The 16,190-nt window shown below is 59.9% G+C and carries 14 protein-coding genes; 2 read left to right on the top strand and 12 right to left on the bottom strand.

The features are described 5' to 3' along the window. Window positions 1–3: 3 nt before the first annotated feature. The 12 genes from ACYZT5_RS03025 to ACYZT5_RS03080 all read right to left on the bottom strand — a co-directional run bounded on the left by ACYZT5_RS03025 (window position 4) and on the right by ACYZT5_RS03080 (window position 14,767). Window positions 4–1,959, bottom strand: a complete 1,956-nt coding sequence (locus ACYZT5_RS03025) for an acetoacetate--CoA ligase (RefSeq protein WP_462049723.1) — start codon at window positions 1,957–1,959, stop codon at window positions 4–6. A 125-nt stretch (window positions 1,960–2,084) separates the two neighbouring features. Further along, window positions 2,085–2,858 carry a 3-hydroxybutyrate dehydrogenase gene (hbdH, locus tag ACYZT5_RS03030; protein ID WP_462049724.1) on the bottom strand — a complete coding sequence of 258 codons (774 nt, stop codon included), beginning with the start codon at window positions 2,856–2,858 and terminating at the stop codon, window positions 2,085–2,087. Between the two features lie 7 nt (window positions 2,859–2,865). Then, a complete protein-coding gene (locus ACYZT5_RS03035) occupies window positions 2,866–4,257 on the bottom strand; it encodes a GntP family permease (protein WP_462049725.1) in 1,392 nt (463 codons plus the stop codon). A 287-nt stretch (window positions 4,258–4,544) separates the two neighbouring features. After that, window positions 4,545–5,960 (bottom strand): sigma-54 interaction domain-containing protein, encoded by a 1,416-nt coding sequence (locus ACYZT5_RS03040; protein ID WP_462049726.1) that lies wholly within the window; start codon window positions 5,958–5,960, stop codon window positions 4,545–4,547. Beyond that, entirely contained in the window at window positions 5,957–7,540 is a 1,584-nt protein-coding gene (locus tag ACYZT5_RS03045) for an ABC transporter ATP-binding protein (protein WP_462049727.1), read from the bottom strand. The genes ACYZT5_RS03040 and ACYZT5_RS03045 overlap by 4 nt, the downstream gene beginning before the upstream one ends. Window positions 7,541–7,566: 26 nt before the next feature. Continuing rightward, window positions 7,567–8,589 carry an ABC transporter permease gene (locus tag ACYZT5_RS03050; RefSeq protein ID WP_462049728.1) on the bottom strand — a complete coding sequence of 341 codons (1,023 nt, stop codon included), beginning with the start codon at window positions 8,587–8,589 and terminating at the stop codon, window positions 7,567–7,569. Then, on the bottom strand, window positions 8,589–9,650 hold the full coding sequence (locus ACYZT5_RS03055; RefSeq protein ID WP_462049729.1) for a microcin C ABC transporter permease YejB: 1,062 nt from the start codon (window positions 9,648–9,650) through the stop codon (window positions 8,589–8,591). Before ACYZT5_RS03055 ends, ACYZT5_RS03050 begins: the two co-directional genes overlap by 1 nt. Next, a complete protein-coding gene (locus ACYZT5_RS03060; RefSeq protein ID WP_462049730.1) occupies window positions 9,650–11,518 on the bottom strand; it encodes an extracellular solute-binding protein in 1,869 nt (622 codons plus the stop codon). Before ACYZT5_RS03060 ends, ACYZT5_RS03055 begins: the two co-directional genes overlap by 1 nt. Window positions 11,519–11,653: 135 nt before the next feature. After that, entirely contained in the window at window positions 11,654–11,935 is a 282-nt protein-coding gene (locus tag ACYZT5_RS03065) for a peptidylprolyl isomerase (protein ID WP_033061676.1), read from the bottom strand. A 109-nt stretch (window positions 11,936–12,044) separates the two neighbouring features. Then, on the bottom strand, window positions 12,045–12,926 hold the full coding sequence (locus ACYZT5_RS03070; protein WP_462049731.1) for a lipase family alpha/beta hydrolase: 882 nt from the start codon (window positions 12,924–12,926) through the stop codon (window positions 12,045–12,047). Between the two features lie 287 nt (window positions 12,927–13,213). Beyond that, entirely contained in the window at window positions 13,214–14,302 is a 1,089-nt protein-coding gene (locus tag ACYZT5_RS03075; protein ID WP_462049732.1) for a 3-deoxy-7-phosphoheptulonate synthase, read from the bottom strand. Window positions 14,303–14,638: 336 nt separating this feature from the next. Beyond that, complete coding sequence (locus ACYZT5_RS03080) at window positions 14,639–14,767, bottom strand: hypothetical protein (protein WP_462049733.1); 129 nt, start codon at window positions 14,765–14,767, stop codon at window positions 14,639–14,641. Between the two features lie 159 nt (window positions 14,768–14,926). Here ACYZT5_RS03080 and ACYZT5_RS03085 point away from each other — a divergent pair, with 159 nt between their 5' ends. Beyond that, on the top strand, window positions 14,927–15,685 hold the full coding sequence (locus tag ACYZT5_RS03085; RefSeq protein WP_462049734.1) for a carbon-nitrogen hydrolase family protein: 759 nt from the start codon (window positions 14,927–14,929) through the stop codon (window positions 15,683–15,685). Continuing rightward, window positions 15,685–16,128 (top strand): GNAT family N-acetyltransferase, encoded by a 444-nt coding sequence (locus ACYZT5_RS03090; RefSeq protein WP_462049735.1) that lies wholly within the window; start codon window positions 15,685–15,687, stop codon window positions 16,126–16,128. Before ACYZT5_RS03085 ends, ACYZT5_RS03090 begins: the two co-directional genes overlap by 1 nt. Window positions 16,129–16,190 lie beyond the last annotated feature (62 nt).

A 16,190-nucleotide genomic window follows, 5' to 3' on the forward strand; every position in this document is an offset into this window, starting at 1 on the left:
CGTTCAGTCGTTGAGTTCGGGTCGGTTTCGAAATTGCTCCAACGCCTCGGGATTGGCCAGAGCATCGGTATTCTTCACCTTCTGCCCGTGCACCACATTTCGCACGGCCAACTCGACAACCTTGCCACTGATCGTCCGTGGAATGTCCGTCACCGCGACAATCTTCGCCGGCACATGCCGTGGCGTGGTGTTGGCGCGGATGACCTGGCGGATCTGCTGTTCCAGCCCCTCGTCGAGTTCGACACCGTCACGCAAACGGACGAACAGCACGACCCGAACGTCGTCCAGCCATTGCTGACCGATGGCCACGCTGTCCAGTACCTGCGGGACCTTCTCCACCTGACGGTAGATTTCCGCCGTGCCGATGCGCACGCCGCCGGGGTTGAGTACGGCGTCGGAGCGTCCGTGGATCATCATCGCGCCATGGGGCAATTGTTCAGCGTAATCGCCTTGGGCCCAGACACCGGGGAACTGACTGAAATACGAGGCACGAAGCTTTTCCTGCTGAGGATCATTCCAGAACCCGATGGGTATTGCCGGAAAGTGCCGGGTGCACACCAGCTCGCCTTTTTCGCCGATCACAGGCTGGCCGTCGTCGTTCCAGACTTCCACCGCCATGCCCAGGCTTTTGCCTTGTATCTCGCCACGGCGCACGGGTTGCAGCGGATTGCTGTTCACAAAACACGAAACGATGTCGGTGCCGCCGGACATCGAGGCCAGGCACAGGTCAGCCTTGAGGTCGCGGTAGACATAGTCGTAACTCTGGGGCGACAGCGCGGAACCGGTGCAGAGCAGGGTTTTGAGGCTGCTCAGGTCGTGGCTTTCGCGAGGTTTGACGCCGTTGCTTTCCAGGGTCGCGAGGTACTTGGGGCTGGTGCCAAAGACGCTGATGCGTTCGTCGTCGATCAAGTCGATCAGGCGCTCGGTAGCGGGATGAAACGGCGAGCCGTCATACAGCACCACCGCGCTGTCCACGGCCAGTGCCGAGACCAGCCAGTTCCACATCATCCAGCCGCACGTGGTGTAGTAGAACAAACGGTCGCCGGGGCCGAGATCGCAATGCAGGCCATGTTCCTTGACGTGTTGCAGCAACACGCCGCCGGTGCTGTGAATGATGCATTTCGGCACGCCTGTGGTGCCGCTGGAATAGAGGATGTACAGCGGGTGCGCGAAGGGCACGGGAACGAAATCCGGTTCGCCGCCAACGTCGTAGAAATCATCCCAGAGCGTCACGTTGGCCCGAGTGTGGAAGTCCTTGATGCGCGCCTGTGGCCGGGCGTAAGGCACGACGATCAGCTGCTGCAAGGACGGCAGGCGTTCGAGGATTTCATTGACCTTGGCGGTCTGCTCGATCTCTTTGCCGGCATAGCGGTAACCGGCGCAGGTGATCAACACGGTCGGCTCGATCTGGCCGAAGCGATCGATCACCCCTTGAGTGCCGAAGTCCGGTGAAGAGCAGGACCAAATCGCCCCCAGGCTGGTGGTGGCGAGCATGGCCACCAGGGTTTGCCAGGTGTTTGGCATGCACGCGGCCACTCGGTCGCCAACGACGACGCCGGCGGCGATCAAGCTATTTTGAAAACCGGCGACATGCTCCGCCAGTTCGGCCCAGGTCAACTGTTCGCGTTGGCCGTTTTCACCGATGGCCACCACTGCCACGGCATCGTCGCGACGGCGCAGCAGGTGCTCGGCGAAGTTCAGGGTGGCGCCGGGAAACCATTGGGCGCTGGGCATTTGTGGGCCTTCCACCAGCACCGCGTCCGGTTGATCGTGGAAACGGATGTCGAAGAAATCGACGATGGCCTGCCAGAACGCTTCGCGCTGATCGATGGACCATTGGTGCAGGGCAGGGTAGTCGTCGACGTGGAGGTTGTGTCGTTGATTGATGAAGCGCCGGAAGGCCTCCATGCGGGTCTTGCCGATGCGCTTGGCGCTGGGTTGCCAGAGGATGTCGGACATGGCTTGCCTCTCTCGTTCCCACGCTCTGCGTGGGAATGCCTCAATGGACGCTCTGCGTCCGCTTTGGGACGCGGAGCGTCCCTGGCTGCATTCCCACGCAGAGCGTGGGAACGATCATCTGTGGGTCACTGCGCCAACCACCCGCCATCAATATTCCACGCCGCGCCACGCACCTGGCTACCGGCTTCGCTGCACAAAAACAGCACCAGCTCGCCCAGTTGCGGCGGCGTGACGAACTCCAGGGACGGCTGCTTCTCGGCCAGTAAATCATGCTGCGCCTGCTGCAGGTCGATCCCTTTGGCGATGCGGTCATCAATCTGCTTCTGCACCAGCGGCGTCAGCACCCAACCCGGGCAGATGGCGTTGCAGGTGACGTTGGTGGTGGCCGTTTCCAGACCCACCACCTTGGTCAAACCGATTACTCCGTGCTTGGCTGCCACGTAAGCCGCCTTGCCCACCGACCCGACCTGGCCGTGCACCGAAGCGATATTGATGATCCGCCCCCAGCCCTTGGCGCGCATGCCTGGCAGGCTCAAACGGGTGCTGTGGAAGACCGAAGACAGGTTGATCGCAATAATCGAATCCCAACGCTCCACCGGGAAATCCTCCACCGACGCCACATGCTGGATGCCGGCATTGTTGACCAGGATGTCCACACCGCCGAATTCACGCTCGGCGTAGGCGATCATGTCGGCGATCTGCTCAGGGTTGCTCACGTCGGCCGGGTGATGGCCGACCTTGCCCCCGAACTGTTCAACTTCGGCAATCACTTTGGAAGCATCACCGAAACCGTTGAGGATCAGATTGGCGCCAGCCTTGGCCAGGCTGAGGGCAATGCCCAGGCCGATGCCGCTGGTGGAACCGGTGACCAGTGCAGTCTTGCCCGAAAGAGTCGTCATGAATACCTCACACAATGCCAGTGGCGTAGAAAGTACCGATCACCACAAAAACCGCCAGGGTCTTGATCAGCGTAATACAGAAAATGTCTTTGTAGGCTTCGCGGTGGGTCAGGCCGGTGACCGCCAGCAAGGTAATCACCGCGCCGTTGTGCGGCAGGGTGTCCATGCCGCCACTGGCCATCGCGGCCACCCGGTGCAGCACTTCCAGCGGAATGTTGGCGGCGTGGGCGGCACTGATGAAACTCTCGGACATCGCCGCCAGCGCAATGCTCATGCCGCCGGACGCAGAACCGGTGATACCGGCCAGCAAGGTCACGGTAATCGCTTCGTTGACCAGCGGATTGGGAATGCTCTTGAGCCAGTCGGCCAGCACCAGGAAGCCCGGAAGCGAGGCGATGACCGCACCGAAACCGTATTCCGACGCCGTGTTCATCGCCGCCAGCAACGCACCGCTGACCGCACTTCGACTGCCTTCGGCCAACTTGCCGCGAATCGCCTGGAAGCCGAACACCAGCACCATGATGATGCCGATCAGCAGAGCGGCTTGAACGGCCCAGATCGCGGTGAGCTTGGCGATGTCGGTGGTCACCGGCGCGGCCATGCCTGGCAGTGCGAGGCTGTGGGTCTTGCCGTACCACTGCGGAATCCACTGGGTAAACAGCAGGTTCATGATGCCGACGGCCAGCAGCGGCGACACGGCGATCCACGGGTTGGGCAGTTTGATGTTGGCCGCGGTTTCCGGCTCGTTGCGCAGTTCGGTGCCATAACCTTCACCGGCGAGCTGAGCCTTGTTGCGCTGGCGCTGGAGAAACAGCATGCCGGCGCAGACCACGAAGATCGCGCCGATCAGGCCCAGCCAGGGCGCGGCCCAGGCGGTGGTGTTGAAGAAGGTGCTGGGGATGATGTTCTGGATTTGCGGGGTGCCGGGCAGGGCGTCCATGGTGAACGAGAATGCACCGAGGGCAATGGTCGCCGGAATCAGTCGCTTGGGGATATTGCTCTGGCGGAACATTTCAGCAGCAAACGGATAGACCGCGAACACCACCACAAACAGCGACACGCCGCCGTAAGTCAGCAGGGCGCAGACCAACACGATCACCAGCATCGCCTGGCGGGTGCCGAGCAGGCGAATCGCCGCGGCGACGATGGAGCGCGAAAAACCCGACAGTTCGATCAGCTTGCCGAACACCGCACCGAGCAGGAACACCGGGAAATACAGTTTGATGAAGCCGACCATTTTCTCCATGAACACCCCGGTGAAGACAGGGGCGACGGCGGAAGGGTCGGTGAGCAGAACGGCGCCGAGGGCGGCAATCGGGGCAAAAAGGATAACGCTGTAGCCACGGTAAGCCGCGAGCATTAGCAGCGCGAGGGCTGCCAAGGCAATGATCACACTCATGGTGTGTCTCCTGGATTGTTATTTTTGTAGGGTGGATCTTTGGTGGAGGAGGGCTATAGCGAGTTTCGTGCCATTAACTTAAGTTATTGAAATATAAAGATATTTCTAAATTCATTAAAGTGAGATTCGGATAGGTGTCTCTATTGTGAGACTGGTATCGATAGTGCCGTCCTCATCGCGAGCAGGCTCGCTCCCACAGGTTGAATGTTCAACCTGTAGAAATGCGATCAGGGGTGGGAGCGAGCCTGCTCGCGAAGGTCTGTCTATCAATGGAGATTTGTGTCTCTTTATAGAGACTCTGCAATCCCCAACGCCACCATCTTCTTATACAAAGTTGACCGCCCCAAGCCCAACCGCGCCGCCGCTTCAATCACTTTGCCCCCGCATTGGGTAAGAGCAGATTCAATCAACTGCCGGTCAAACCGCTCCCGAGCCTCACTGAAAGTCTCGTGCGCAATCGCCTCAATCACCATCGGCGCGACACGCTCTACCGGTGTGAACGTACCAATCGCCGCGCGGATATCCGTGGCATTCAGCATCAAGTCATCACTGAGCAATGCCGCCCGCTCCAGCACGTTGCGCAGTTCGCGAATGTTCCCCGGCCAGGCGTGCTGACCCAGCAGCTCCAGCGCTTCACGGTTCAATTCGTGCTGACTGCGCAGTTCCTCAAGGATCGCTTCACTGAGGGCCGGCAGGTCATCGAGGCGATCACGCAGCGGCGGGACCTGGATCGGCAGCACGTTGAGGCGGTAATACAGGTCGGCGCGAAATTCGCCGCGTTTAATCGCGGCTTGCAAATCCGTGGAGGTCGCGGCGATCACCCGCACATCGCTCTGGATCACTTCGTTGGAGCCCACCGGTTCGAATTCTTTTTCCTGCAGTACCCGCAGTAATTTGCTTTGCAGTGGCAACGGCATGTCGCCGATTTCATCGAGGAACAGTGTGCCGCCCTGGGCAATCTGCAACTTGCCGGCGCGGCCCTTGCGATCAGCACCGGTAAACGCGCCGGGCGCGGTGCCGAAGAATTCCGCTTCCAGCAACGATTCGGGAATCGCCGCGCTGTTGATGCTGACGAAGGCTTTGTGCGCGCGCGGCGAAGCGCCGTGGATCGCCTGGGCCAGCAGCTCTTTGCCGGTGCCGGTTTCACCGAGCAGCAACACCGGTGACTCAGCGCTCGCACTGCGTCGGGCGCGGCGTTTGACTTCCAGGCTGGCGGCGCTGGTGCCGATAAAATGGGCGAAGTTGTACTTGGTCTGCCGCGCCCTCAACAACGATCGGGTGGAGGCCAGTTCTTCCTGCATGCTCATGTAGCGCTTGAGCATCGGCGAGAGGCTGCGCAATTCGTCGAACAGCGCAAAACCGATGGCGCCGATCACCACACCGGCGTCGTCATGAATCGGCAGGCGCATCACCACCAGCGGCTCTTTGGGGGTGTCCTGCATGTCGAGCAAAATCGGCCGCCCCGTGCGCACCACCTCGCGCAACAGACTGCCGGGGATCACGCTTTCGCAGGCCTTGCCGATTGCCACTTCCGCCGATTCCAGGCCGAAGCGTCGGGCATAACGCTCGTTCATCCAGACGATGTTCGCATCGCGGTCGACAATCACCGTGCCTTCACTCGACTGCTCGATGATTTCGAACAACGAACGGATCGCCAGCAGGCGAACGCGTTGGTAGTCCTTGAGGCTTTCGGTGGTGTTCATCGAACGGCCCCAACATGCGCCGCCGCCAACAGCTCTTTGGTGTACGGATGCTGCGGTGAATCGAACACGTCGTGGCTGGCACCACTTTCCACGACTTTGCCGTCCTTGATCACGATCATGTCGTGAGCCAGTGCACGCACCACCGCCAGGTCGTGGCTGATGAACAGGTAGGTCAGGCCATGTTTTTCCTGAAGTTGGCGGAGCAGGGCGACCACCTGTTTTTGCACCGTGCGATCCAGTGCCGAGGTCGGTTCGTCCAACAGAATCAGCGCCGGTTTCAGCACCAGCGCCCGGGCGATGGCAATGCGTTGGCGTTGGCCGCCGGAGAACTCGTGCGGATAGCGATGACGGCTTTGCGGGTCGAGGCCGACTTCTTCCAGTGCCCGAATCACTTCGGCTTTGCATTCGTCAGCGGTTAACTGGCTATGCACCTCAAGACCTTCACTGATGATCTGCGCCACGGACATCCGTGGGCTGAGGCTGCCGAAGGGGTCCTGGAACACCACCTGCATTTTCTTGCGCCATGGTCGAAGCTGCTTTTGCGTCAGACCGTCCAGCGCCTCACCCTGAAAGCGAATGCTGCCTTCGGAATCGAGCAAGCGCAGGATTGCCTGGCCCAGCGTCGACTTGCCGGAACCGGATTCGCCCACAATACCCAGCGTCTTGCCGCGCTGAATATTCAGGCTGATACCGTCCACAGCCTTTAGATAAGTCTTGCGCTGAAACAGCCCGCCACCGAGGGCGAACTGCACCCGCAGATTGTCCACTTCCAGCACGTTCTCGCGCTCGTCCCGGGGCAGGGCTTCACCTTCCGGTTCGGCGTTCAGCAATACGCAGCTGTAAGGGTGTTTCGGTTCGGTAAACAGTGTTTCGCAAGGTGCTTGCTCGACGATTTCCCCGGCCTTCATCACGCAGACTCGCTGGGCGATGCTGCGCACCAGATTGAGGTCGTGGCTGATCAGCAGCAGTGACATGCCGAGACGCTGTTGCAGGGATTTGAGCAGCAGCAGGATCTTGCGCTGCACCGTCACGTCCAGCGCTGTGGTCGGCTCGTCAGCGATCAGCAACTCCGGTTCGCAGGCCAGGGCCATGGCGATCATCACCCGTTGCCGCTGGCCGCCGGACAGTTGATGGGGATAAGCCTTGAGCCGCTCTTTGGGCTTTTGAATGCCTACCAAATGCAGCAACTCGAGAATCCTCGCTTGCGCCGCTTTGCCGGCCAGGCCCTTGTGCAACAGCAGGGTTTCGCCGATCTGCTTTTCGATGCTGTGCAGCGGGTTGAGCGAGGTCATTGGCTCCTGGAAGATCATCGCGATGCGGTTACCGCGCAATTCACGCAGCACCTTGGCCGAAGCGCCGACCAGCTCCCGGCCACGGTAACGAATACTGCCCGTGGTGTGTGTGCCGATCTCGGGCAGCAGTTGCAGGATCGAGTGAGCGGTCACCGACTTACCGCAGCCCGACTCGCCCACCAGTGCCAGGCATTCACCGGGGCGGATGTCCAGGCACAGATTGCGCACCACGGTCTGGCCGCTGAAGGCCACGCTGAGGTCACGGATTTCGATCAGGTTGTTGCTCATATCAGCCGTCCGCTTCAAATCGAGGATCAAGATCGGGGATCAAACGCATCACGTAACGCCTCCCCGATAAACACCAGTAAAGAAAGAATCAGCGCCAGGGTGAAAAACGCCGTCAATCCCAGCCACGGCGCTTGCAGGTTCTGCTTGCCTTGACCGATCAACTCGCCCAGCGATGCACTGCCGGCGGGCATGCCGAAGCCGAGGAAGTCCAAGGCCGTGAGGGTCGAGATCGCCCCGGTCAGAATGAACGGCAGGTAGCTCAGGGTCGCGTTCATTGCATTGGGCAGAATGTGCCGGACGATGACTTTGCGGTCGGTCAGGCCCAACGCCCGGGCGGCTTTGACATATTCCAGATTGCGTCCGCGCAGAAACTCGGCGCGCACCACGTCCACCAGGGCCAGCCAGGAAAACAGCGCCATGATCCCCAGCAGCCACCAGAAATTAGGCTCGACGAAACCTGACAAGATGATCAGTAGATACAGCACCGGCAGCCCCGACCAAACCTCCAGCAACCGTTGACCGATCAGGTCGACCCAGCCGCCGTAGTAGCCTTGAAGGGCGCCGGCGGCGATGCCGATCAGTGCGCTGACAAACGTCAGCATCAAGGCAAACAGGATTGACACCCGCGCACCGAAAATCACTCGGGCCAACACGTCCCGCGCCTGGTCGTCGGTGCCCAGCCAGTTAACCTTCGTCGGAGGACTTGGCGTCGGTTGATTGAGGTCATAGTTCGGTGTGTCGTCGCTGAAGGGGATCGGCGGGAACAGCATCCAGCCACCGTCCTTGTGAATCAGCTTCTGCACATATTCGCTGCGGTAGTCCGCCTGGAACGGCAGCTGCCCACCAAATTCCTGCTCGGTATGACGCTTCAGGGCCGGGAAGTAGAGTGAGCCCTGATAGCTGACGATCAGCGGCTTGTCGTTGGCGATCAGTTCGCCACCCAGGGTCAACAGAAACAGGCCGACAAACAACCACAGTGACCACCAGCCGCGACGGTTTTTCTTGAATCGCTCGAAACGACGACGACCTAACGGCGAGAGCTTGAACATCAGGCGTTCCTCGCGGCGAAGTCGATACGCGGATCAACTAGGGTGTAGCAGAGGTCGCCGACGAGTTTTATCAAGAGACCGAACAGCGTGAAGATGAACAGCGAACCGAATACCACCGGATAGTCCCGTGAAACCGCGGCTTCGTAACTCATGCGACCCAAGCCGTCGAGGGAGAAAATCACTTCGATCAGCAGGGAACCGGCGAAAAATACGCTGATAAACGCCTGGGGAATCCCCGAGACCACCAGCAGCATGGCGTTGCGAAACACGTGGCCGTAAAGCACTCGGCGTTCGCTCAGGCCCTTTGCGCGGGCAGTGACCACGTACTGGCGCGTGATTTCATTGAGGAAGGAGTTCTTGGTCAGAATGGTCAGCGTGGCGAACCCGCCGATCACCAGCGAGGTGACTGGCAATACCAGGTGCCAGAAGTAATCGGCGATTTTGCCCACGGTCGACAGCGACTCGAAGTTGTCCGAGACGAGCCCGCGCACCGGGAACCAGTTCAGCGAGGTGCCACCGGCGAAGACCACGATCAGGAACATTGCGAACAGGAACGCCGGCATGGCATAGCCGATGATGATCGCGGTGCTACTCCAGATATCGAAATGGCTGCCGTGGTGCACGGCTTTGCGGATGCCCAAAGGAATCGACACCAGGTAGGTGATCAGCGTCGCCCAGAGCCCCAGGGAAATGGTCACCGGCATTTTTTCCAGGATCAGGTCGGTGACGGTCGCGCCGCGGAAAAAGCTCTTGCCGAAGTCCAGGCGCGCGTAACTGGTGAGCATCAGCCACAGGCGTTCGTGCGCCGGCTTATCGAAGCCGTATTGCTTTTCGATGTCCTTGATCAGTTGCGGGTCGAGGCCGCGGCTGGATCGGGAGGTGCCGGACATGTTTTCGCCGGAACCGCCACCGACGCTCGCACCACCGATGCCTTGCAAGTGCGCGATGGCCTGTTCCACCGGGCCGCCCGGCGCGGCCTGGACAATGATGAAGTTGACCAGAAGAATGATCACCAGCGTCGGAATGATCAGCAGCAGACGCCGCAGTATATAAGCCCACATCAGTGCGGCCCTCCGGGTTTGCCACGGCTGATTTGCTCAGCCGTCATCTGTTGGTTGGTCAACGGCGTGGTGCTTATTTCCCACCAGCTCTCGATGGCTTCGTCATTGCTCGCTTGCTCGTTGGGCCTGCCGAAACGATTCCACCACACGGTGGAGGTGCCTGGCGGGTAATAGTTGGGAATCCAGTAGTAGTTCCATTGCAGCACCCGGTCCAGCGCGTGGGCGTAGCGCAGCATCTCGGGTTGGGTGGTGGCGCGAACCAGCCCGGTGAGCAGTGTGTCGATCGCCGGATTCTTCAGGACCATGTAGTTATTGGCGCCAGGGTCGTTGGCCGAGACCGAGCCGAAGTAATTGAACAGTTCACTCCCTGGCGACGTCGTGACCGGGTAGCCGGTGACGATCATGTCGTAGTCGCGGCTCATCAGGCGATTTACGTATTGGGACGAGTCGATGCGACGGATGTTCAGGTCGATGCCGATCTGTTTCAGGGTGCGCTTATAAGGCAGCAGCAATCGGTCCATGCCGTTCTGGCTGACCAGGAACGTGAAACTCAGCGGCTTGCCTTCGGCGTTGACCAGTTGATCGCCATCGGGTTTCCAGCCGGCCTGTTCGAGCAAGTCGAGTGCCTGCAACTGTTTGTCGCGTATCAGGCCGCTGCCGTCGGTTTTCGGTGCTTCGAAAACCTGGGTGAACACCTCGCCGGGGATCTGCCCGCGCAACGGTTCGAGAATCGCCAGCTCGCCAGCGTCCGGCAGTTGCCGGGCGGCAAGGTCGGTGTTGGAAAAGAAGCTCTGCTGGCGGATGTACATGTCGCGCATCATCTGCCGGTTGCTCCACTCGAAATCCCAGAGCATGACCAGCGCCTGGCGCACTCGACGGTCCTGGAACATCGGGTTTTGCAGGTTGAACACAAAACCCTGAGCCGGTTGGGGGGCTTGTGTTGCCAGATGCGCCTTTTGCAAACGCCCGTCGCTCAGGGCCGGGCTTTCGTAGCCGATGGAGTAACCGGTGGCGGAAAATTCGCGGTTGTAGTCGTAGGCGCCGCCACGCAGGACTTGGCGGGCGACGTCGGTATCGCCGAAGTACTCGATGTTGAAATGATCGAAGTTGTAGAGGCCGCGGCTGACCGGTAAATCCTTGCCCCACCAATCGGCATTGCGCTCGAAGGTAATGCTGCGACCGGAGTCGACCTTGCTCACCTTGTAGGGGCCGCTGCCCAAAGGCGGCTCGTAACCGCCGCCATTGGCGAAGTCGCGAGTTTTCCACCAATGCTCGGGAAACACCGGCAAGGTCGCGATATCGAGGGGCAGGGTACGGTTCTCATTACTTTTGAAGTCGAACCGAACCGTTAGAGGTGATTCCACTTCGACGCCTTTGACGTCGGCGAATTGGGTGCGATAACGCAGGCTGCCCTGGGTCATCAACAGGTCAAAGGTGTAGCGCACGTCTTCGGCCGTGATCGGTTTGCCGTCCGCGAAACGGGCCTTGGGGTTCAGGTAGAAGCGCAGGAATAAACCGTCGTCCGAGCGCTCCATCATCGATGCCACCAGACCGTACACGGTGTAAGGCTCGTCCAGCGAACGCTGGGCCAGTGGCGAGTAAAGCAGGCCGTCGATCTGTGTGACGCCGATGCCTTTATCGATGTACGGCAAGATATGGTCGAATTGACCGATTTCGATCGCCGAGCGGCGCATCGTGCCACCCTTGGGGGCTTGCGGGTTGGTGTAGGCAAAATGACTAAAGCCGGCAGGATACTTCGCCGGTTCACCGTACACGGTCAACGCATGTTGCGGTGCTGCATTCACACCGGTGACGCCCAACAACAGGGTCACGGCAGTGAACAACACAGTAGGGAAAGCCAGTCGCATTGTCAGCCTTAGAGCCGGGTGGTCAATATCCGCAATTTGTACGCTAGCGGCGCGTCCCTCGCCAGCCGTATTACGTATCCCAAACACAACGGCCCACCAAAAGGCGGGCCGTTGTGCAGAAAGCTTAAGGGTTGATCAGTCCTGACGGCTGGTCACTTCCAGCAGGTGGTAACCGAACTGGGTCTTGACCGGGCCTTGCACCACGTTGATCGGTGCGCTGAAGACCACGGTGTCGAACTCCTTGACCATCTGGCCTGGACCGAACGAACCCAGATCACCGCCCTGGCGGCTGGAAGGGCACGTGGAGTTGGCTTTGGCGACTTCGGCGAAATCGGCGCCGCCCTCGATCTGGGCTTTGAGTTCGTTGCACTTGGCTTCCGAGGCAACCAGGATGTGACGGGCAGTGGCTTTAGGCATGGGAAAACTCTCCATTCAATGTTCAGTAAAGTGCTGAGCCTACTGGATTCAGTGGTCTATTTCTTCTCAAAAGTTCCGTCCAGACCGCGCAGGCCGGTAGGGCATGCCTTTATAGGCCGGCATTTCTCAGTCGCTCGGCATGCTGCACATACAGGGCAATCGGGTCGATGCCCTTGCGCAACGGGCCGGCGGTCTGGCTGAGGCTGTCCAGATGATCCAGCGGATAGTCGGAACGAATGACTTTGCCCAAGTGAGAGCTGTAGCGGCCAACCAGACCGTCGTTCTGCTCGGCTTCGGTGGTGAAATAGTGGGAAAAGGCGCGGAGAAACCCGTGCAGCGGACTCAGGGCATCGAGCCCTTTGTCGAGGATGTCGCCCTGCAGAGTGCCGCTCCAGGAATAATAACGTACGCCATTGACCCGTTCGCGACCCTTGCCACCCCAGGTTTTTGGCAACCCCTGGGGGTACTTGTCGTTGAACGTGCCGACGCCTTCGGTGGTCAGGGCGTTCAACGCGGCGATGGCGTTCTGCGGTAGGTGGCGGTTGCCGCTGAGCAACGACAGAAAGTCTGCGAACAACGTTGCAACCGTCGCGGCGACGTGTTCCGGCAGGCGCCCGGGCATCAGAGCCTTGCGCAAGAAGTCAGCCAGCTCCGAGCCGTGATTCGGTCCGCTGACGGAAGTCACCGAGGCGATTGCCTCTGGTGCGACCGCCGCCGCATAACGTGCGGCGAGTGCGCCTTGGCTGTGACCGATCAGATTGACTTTGCCCGCACCAGTTCCTTCCAGCACTCGTTCGATCTGCGCCAGGAGTTGGTCGCCGCGGACTTCATTGCTATGGGTAGCCGACAAGTGCGGGATAAACACCCTTGCGCCTGCACTCCTGAGGGCCTGCTTGACGTCATGAAAGAGTTCGATCTTGCCGATACGATCGAAGCCGAAGAGCCCGTGGATCAACAGGATCGGATACTGAGTAGTTGCATTCCGTAGCATGTTCTTTCCTTTTGCGCAGTCGTTCAGAGGTGTGTTGATGGGCTCACTCTAAAGCACACCAGCAGCTCGGCGTTGTATGAAAAAGCCGCTGTAACCTGATGAAAACGGAATAGAAAATGTACGAAAGCTCGAAAGTAGATGAGGTCCTGTTCGGAATATTTGGACATCTATTTATCTGTAACAGAGCGCTTTACTGCGATGGCCTACTTCGGGAACGCCATTTGCCTGTTAATCGTGTCTCGATTCCGACGTCCAGTCCTTTATTGAGGACTGGACGAGGGTGTGGCTCACGCCGGTTGTTGATCCCGGCTCTGTGCTCTGAGCCGGTCGGCTGCCTGGCGCAACAGCTGTTCCGTCCCGCTCCAGCCAAGGCAGCCGTCCGTTACTGACACGCCGTAACGCATTGACGGCCCCAGCGGTTGACAACCTTCGAACAGATGGCTCTCGATCATCATGCCGATCAGCGACCGGTCACCTTGCAGGCGTTGTTCAAGCACGTCGTTGAACACCGCCGGCTGGCGCAGCGGGTCTTTGCCACTGTTGGCATGGCTGCAGTCGACCATGATCCGTGCCGGGATCTTGAGTTTGGTTAAATCGCTGTGCACCTGGGCGACACTCGCGCGGTCGTAGTTCGGCCCGCGATGGCCTCCGCGCAATACCAGGTGGGTGTCGGGATTGCCCGGGGTCTGAATGATTGCAGGGTGGCCCTGGCTATCGACACCGAAATGGCGATGCGGATGGGCAGCGGAGCGCATGGCGTCGCTGGCAACACCGACACCGCCATCGGTGCCGTTCTTGAAGCCGACCGGCATGCTCAGGCCGCTGGCCATTTCACGGTGGATCTGCGACTCGGTGGTGCGAGCGCCAATAGCGACCCAGCTGAGCAGGTCGTCGAAGTAACCGGCGGCCATCGGTTGCAGCAGTTCGGTGGCAATCGGCAGTCCCAGGCGGAGCATTTCGCGCATCAACTCGCGGGACAGCGTCAAACCGCCCGCCATGTCATCGCTGCCATCCAGGTGGGGATCGTAGGCCAGGCCTTTCCAGCCGACTGTGGTGCGGGGTTTTTCGACGTAAGCGCGCATTACCAGCAGCATTTCACCGCTGACTTCGGCAGCGAGGCGGGCGAGGTTGCCGGCGTATTCGAGGGCGGACTTTGGATCGTGAATCGAGCAGGGGCCAACAATGACCAGCAGACGGGAGTCTTCACCGTTGAGGATCGCGCGAACCGCTTGGCGGTGGGCGGCGACTTGCTGGTTCAGGGCATTGCTGAGTGGCAATTGCTGTTTGAGTTGCAATGAGCTTGGCAGACGCAGGGTCAGCGCTTCATTGGCAGGGCTCAAGGTGGACAGCGGCAGAGCAGAGACGGACGAGTTCATATTCGGGCTTCCTGGGCTGGCGGCGGGTTCGTTCCCGCGCACTCGGCCCTACTGGGGTGTTCGACAATTGGCCGGATTGGCTGCGTGTGTGTGCTTGCCACCTGTGGGTGACCGATCGGAGGCGGCAGGCTGTCCCGAGCGGAAGCTGGTAAATCGCCAGGCGGTAAAACTGTCGTAACGGTAATAAGTGGCGTAGTTCATTTTTGAATCCTCTGGTTGTCTGGTGTGTCGCTAAAAATGTGCGGGGCTGAAAAAACAAAACCCCCGGTCGGGAAGCCGACCGGGGGTTGAGAATTCTCTGGTGGCGACCCGTTTAAAGTGGGCGCCGTGTGGGTATCAGGCGCGCCAGTGGCTAAACCAATACCCAAAATAAAAGCTGACCGAAGCACTGATGTCGTTCACCCGAGCAGCCGCAACCGAGCGCAGGGCGCTGGCGGTGTGAAGCTGTGAGAGGGTGTTGAACATGGACTTTCTCCGATGAATGCGCCGAGCTTACTCGAGGCCGGTACGCGGATTCAATCAGAAAATGCTATCGATCACCGCGGCGTTTTCTATCGCTTGAGTGCGTCGCCGGTTGTGACACACTTTGTGCTCCGCTTACGTACAACGCCTCAAGGACGCATCATGACGCCACTGATCATCGCCGCTGCTCAATCGATTTCCATCGCCGGTGACCTTGCCGCCAACATTGTGTGGCATCAGCGCTTCATGCACGTTGCCGCAGAGCAGGGCGTGCAATTGCTGGTGTTCCCTGAGTTATCGCTGACCGGGTACGAGCGTGGACTTGCGGCTGAACTGGCCATTTTGCCGCACGCCGAGGTTCTGCAGCCGCTGCGCGATTTTGCGCGGGAAGTCGGTGTGACGACTGTCGTCGGGATGCCGATTCGGCTGTCGCAAGATTCGCCAGTATTGATTGGGGCGCTGGTGTTGGGCGTCGATGGTTCGCTCGGGATCTACAGCAAGCAGCATCTGCATCAGGGCGAGGAGGTGGCATTCGCACCGGGCACCGGCGGTTCGACCCTGACCATGGGTGCCGATACTGTCGCGTTGGCGGTGTGTGCGGATTTCTCTCACGCCAGTCATGCCGCCGCGGCGGCCCAGCAAGGCGCCGATCTCTATGCCGCGGGCGTGCTAATCACGGAAAACGGCTACGCCCCGGATACCGCGCTGTTGCAAGGCTACGCCAGCGCTCATTCGATGGCGGTCCTGATGGCCAACCATGGCGGTGCAACGGGTGGCTGGGAATCGGCAGGACGCAGCGCGATCTGGGCGTCGGACGGCTCGCTGATTGCGGCCGCACCAGGCACAGGCAACCTGATGGTCGTGGCTCGCCGCGATACTGACGGTTGGCAGGGGCAAATAGTGGCTGTTGCGGAGGCTTGATGGCATTTGAATTACGCCCGGCGACGCTTCGGGACCTCGACTTCGCTCGTGAACTGACCCGCAAAAACATGCTGCGCTATTACATTCAGCACGATCTGTTGTGGCAGGACGAAGGTTTCGATGTCGGCTGGGCAGGGCGAGAGAACTGGTTGATAGTGCGCGGCGAGACCTTGCTCGGCTACGTCAGTCTGAGTCGTGATGCCAAAGCCTTGTACATCCGCGAGTTGCATGTCATCGAAGCGTTTCGAGGGCAGGGCGCCGGCTCCTGGGCAATTGATCAGGTATTCGCCATGGCGTGCAAGGAGCGGCGTCCGGCATTGCGTTTGACGGTTTTTGAAAACAACCCCGCGCAAGGGTTGTATGAGAGAAAGGGCCTGAAGGTAGTCGGTACGGACGAGTGTTTCCTGAGAATGCAGCGCGATATCGATGCCTTGCCTGGCTGAAACACGCTTACGACAAGCCTTTCAAGATGTATTGAAACTTTTTATATGACGCTTGCCGCTAG

This window comes from Pseudomonas sp. LB3P14 (genome assembly GCF_054898045.1).

Excerpts from the sequence above, each read along its gene's own strand:
- ACYZT5_RS03085 (WP_462049734.1), top strand. The coding sequence starts at position 14,927 with ATGACGCCACTGATCATCGCCGCTGCTCAATCGATTTCCATCGCCGGT.
- ACYZT5_RS03075 (WP_462049732.1), bottom strand. The coding sequence starts at position 14,302 with ATGAACTCGTCCGTCTCTGCTCTGCCGCTGTCCACCTTGAGCCCTGCC.
- ACYZT5_RS03060 (WP_462049730.1), bottom strand. The coding sequence starts at position 11,518 with ATGCGACTGGCTTTCCCTACTGTGTTGTTCACTGCCGTGACCCTGTTG.
- ACYZT5_RS03070 (WP_462049731.1), bottom strand. The coding sequence starts at position 12,926 with ATGCTACGGAATGCAACTACTCAGTATCCGATCCTGTTGATCCACGGG.
- ACYZT5_RS03035 (WP_462049725.1), bottom strand. The coding sequence starts at position 4,257 with ATGAGTGTGATCATTGCCTTGGCAGCCCTCGCGCTGCTAATGCTCGCG.
- ACYZT5_RS03090 (WP_462049735.1), top strand. The coding sequence starts at position 15,685 with ATGGCATTTGAATTACGCCCGGCGACGCTTCGGGACCTCGACTTCGCT.
- ACYZT5_RS03050 (WP_462049728.1), bottom strand. The coding sequence starts at position 8,589 with ATGTTCAAGCTCTCGCCGTTAGGTCGTCGTCGTTTCGAGCGATTCAAG.
- ACYZT5_RS03080 (WP_462049733.1), bottom strand. The coding sequence starts at position 14,767 with ATGTTCAACACCCTCTCACAGCTTCACACCGCCAGCGCCCTGCGCTCG.
- hbdH (WP_462049724.1), bottom strand. The coding sequence starts at position 2,858 with ATGACGACTCTTTCGGGCAAGACTGCACTGGTCACCGGTTCCACCAGC.
- ACYZT5_RS03040 (WP_462049726.1), bottom strand. The coding sequence starts at position 5,960 with ATGAACACCACCGAAAGCCTCAAGGACTACCAACGCGTTCGCCTGCTG.
- ACYZT5_RS03025 (WP_462049723.1), bottom strand. The coding sequence starts at position 1,959 with ATGTCCGACATCCTCTGGCAACCCAGCGCCAAGCGCATCGGCAAGACC.
- ACYZT5_RS03065 (WP_033061676.1), bottom strand. The coding sequence starts at position 11,935 with ATGCCTAAAGCCACTGCCCGTCACATCCTGGTTGCCTCGGAAGCCAAG.
- ACYZT5_RS03055 (WP_462049729.1), bottom strand. The coding sequence starts at position 9,650 with ATGTGGGCTTATATACTGCGGCGTCTGCTGCTGATCATTCCGACGCTG.
- ACYZT5_RS03045 (WP_462049727.1), bottom strand. The coding sequence starts at position 7,540 with ATGAGCAACAACCTGATCGAAATCCGTGACCTCAGCGTGGCCTTCAGC.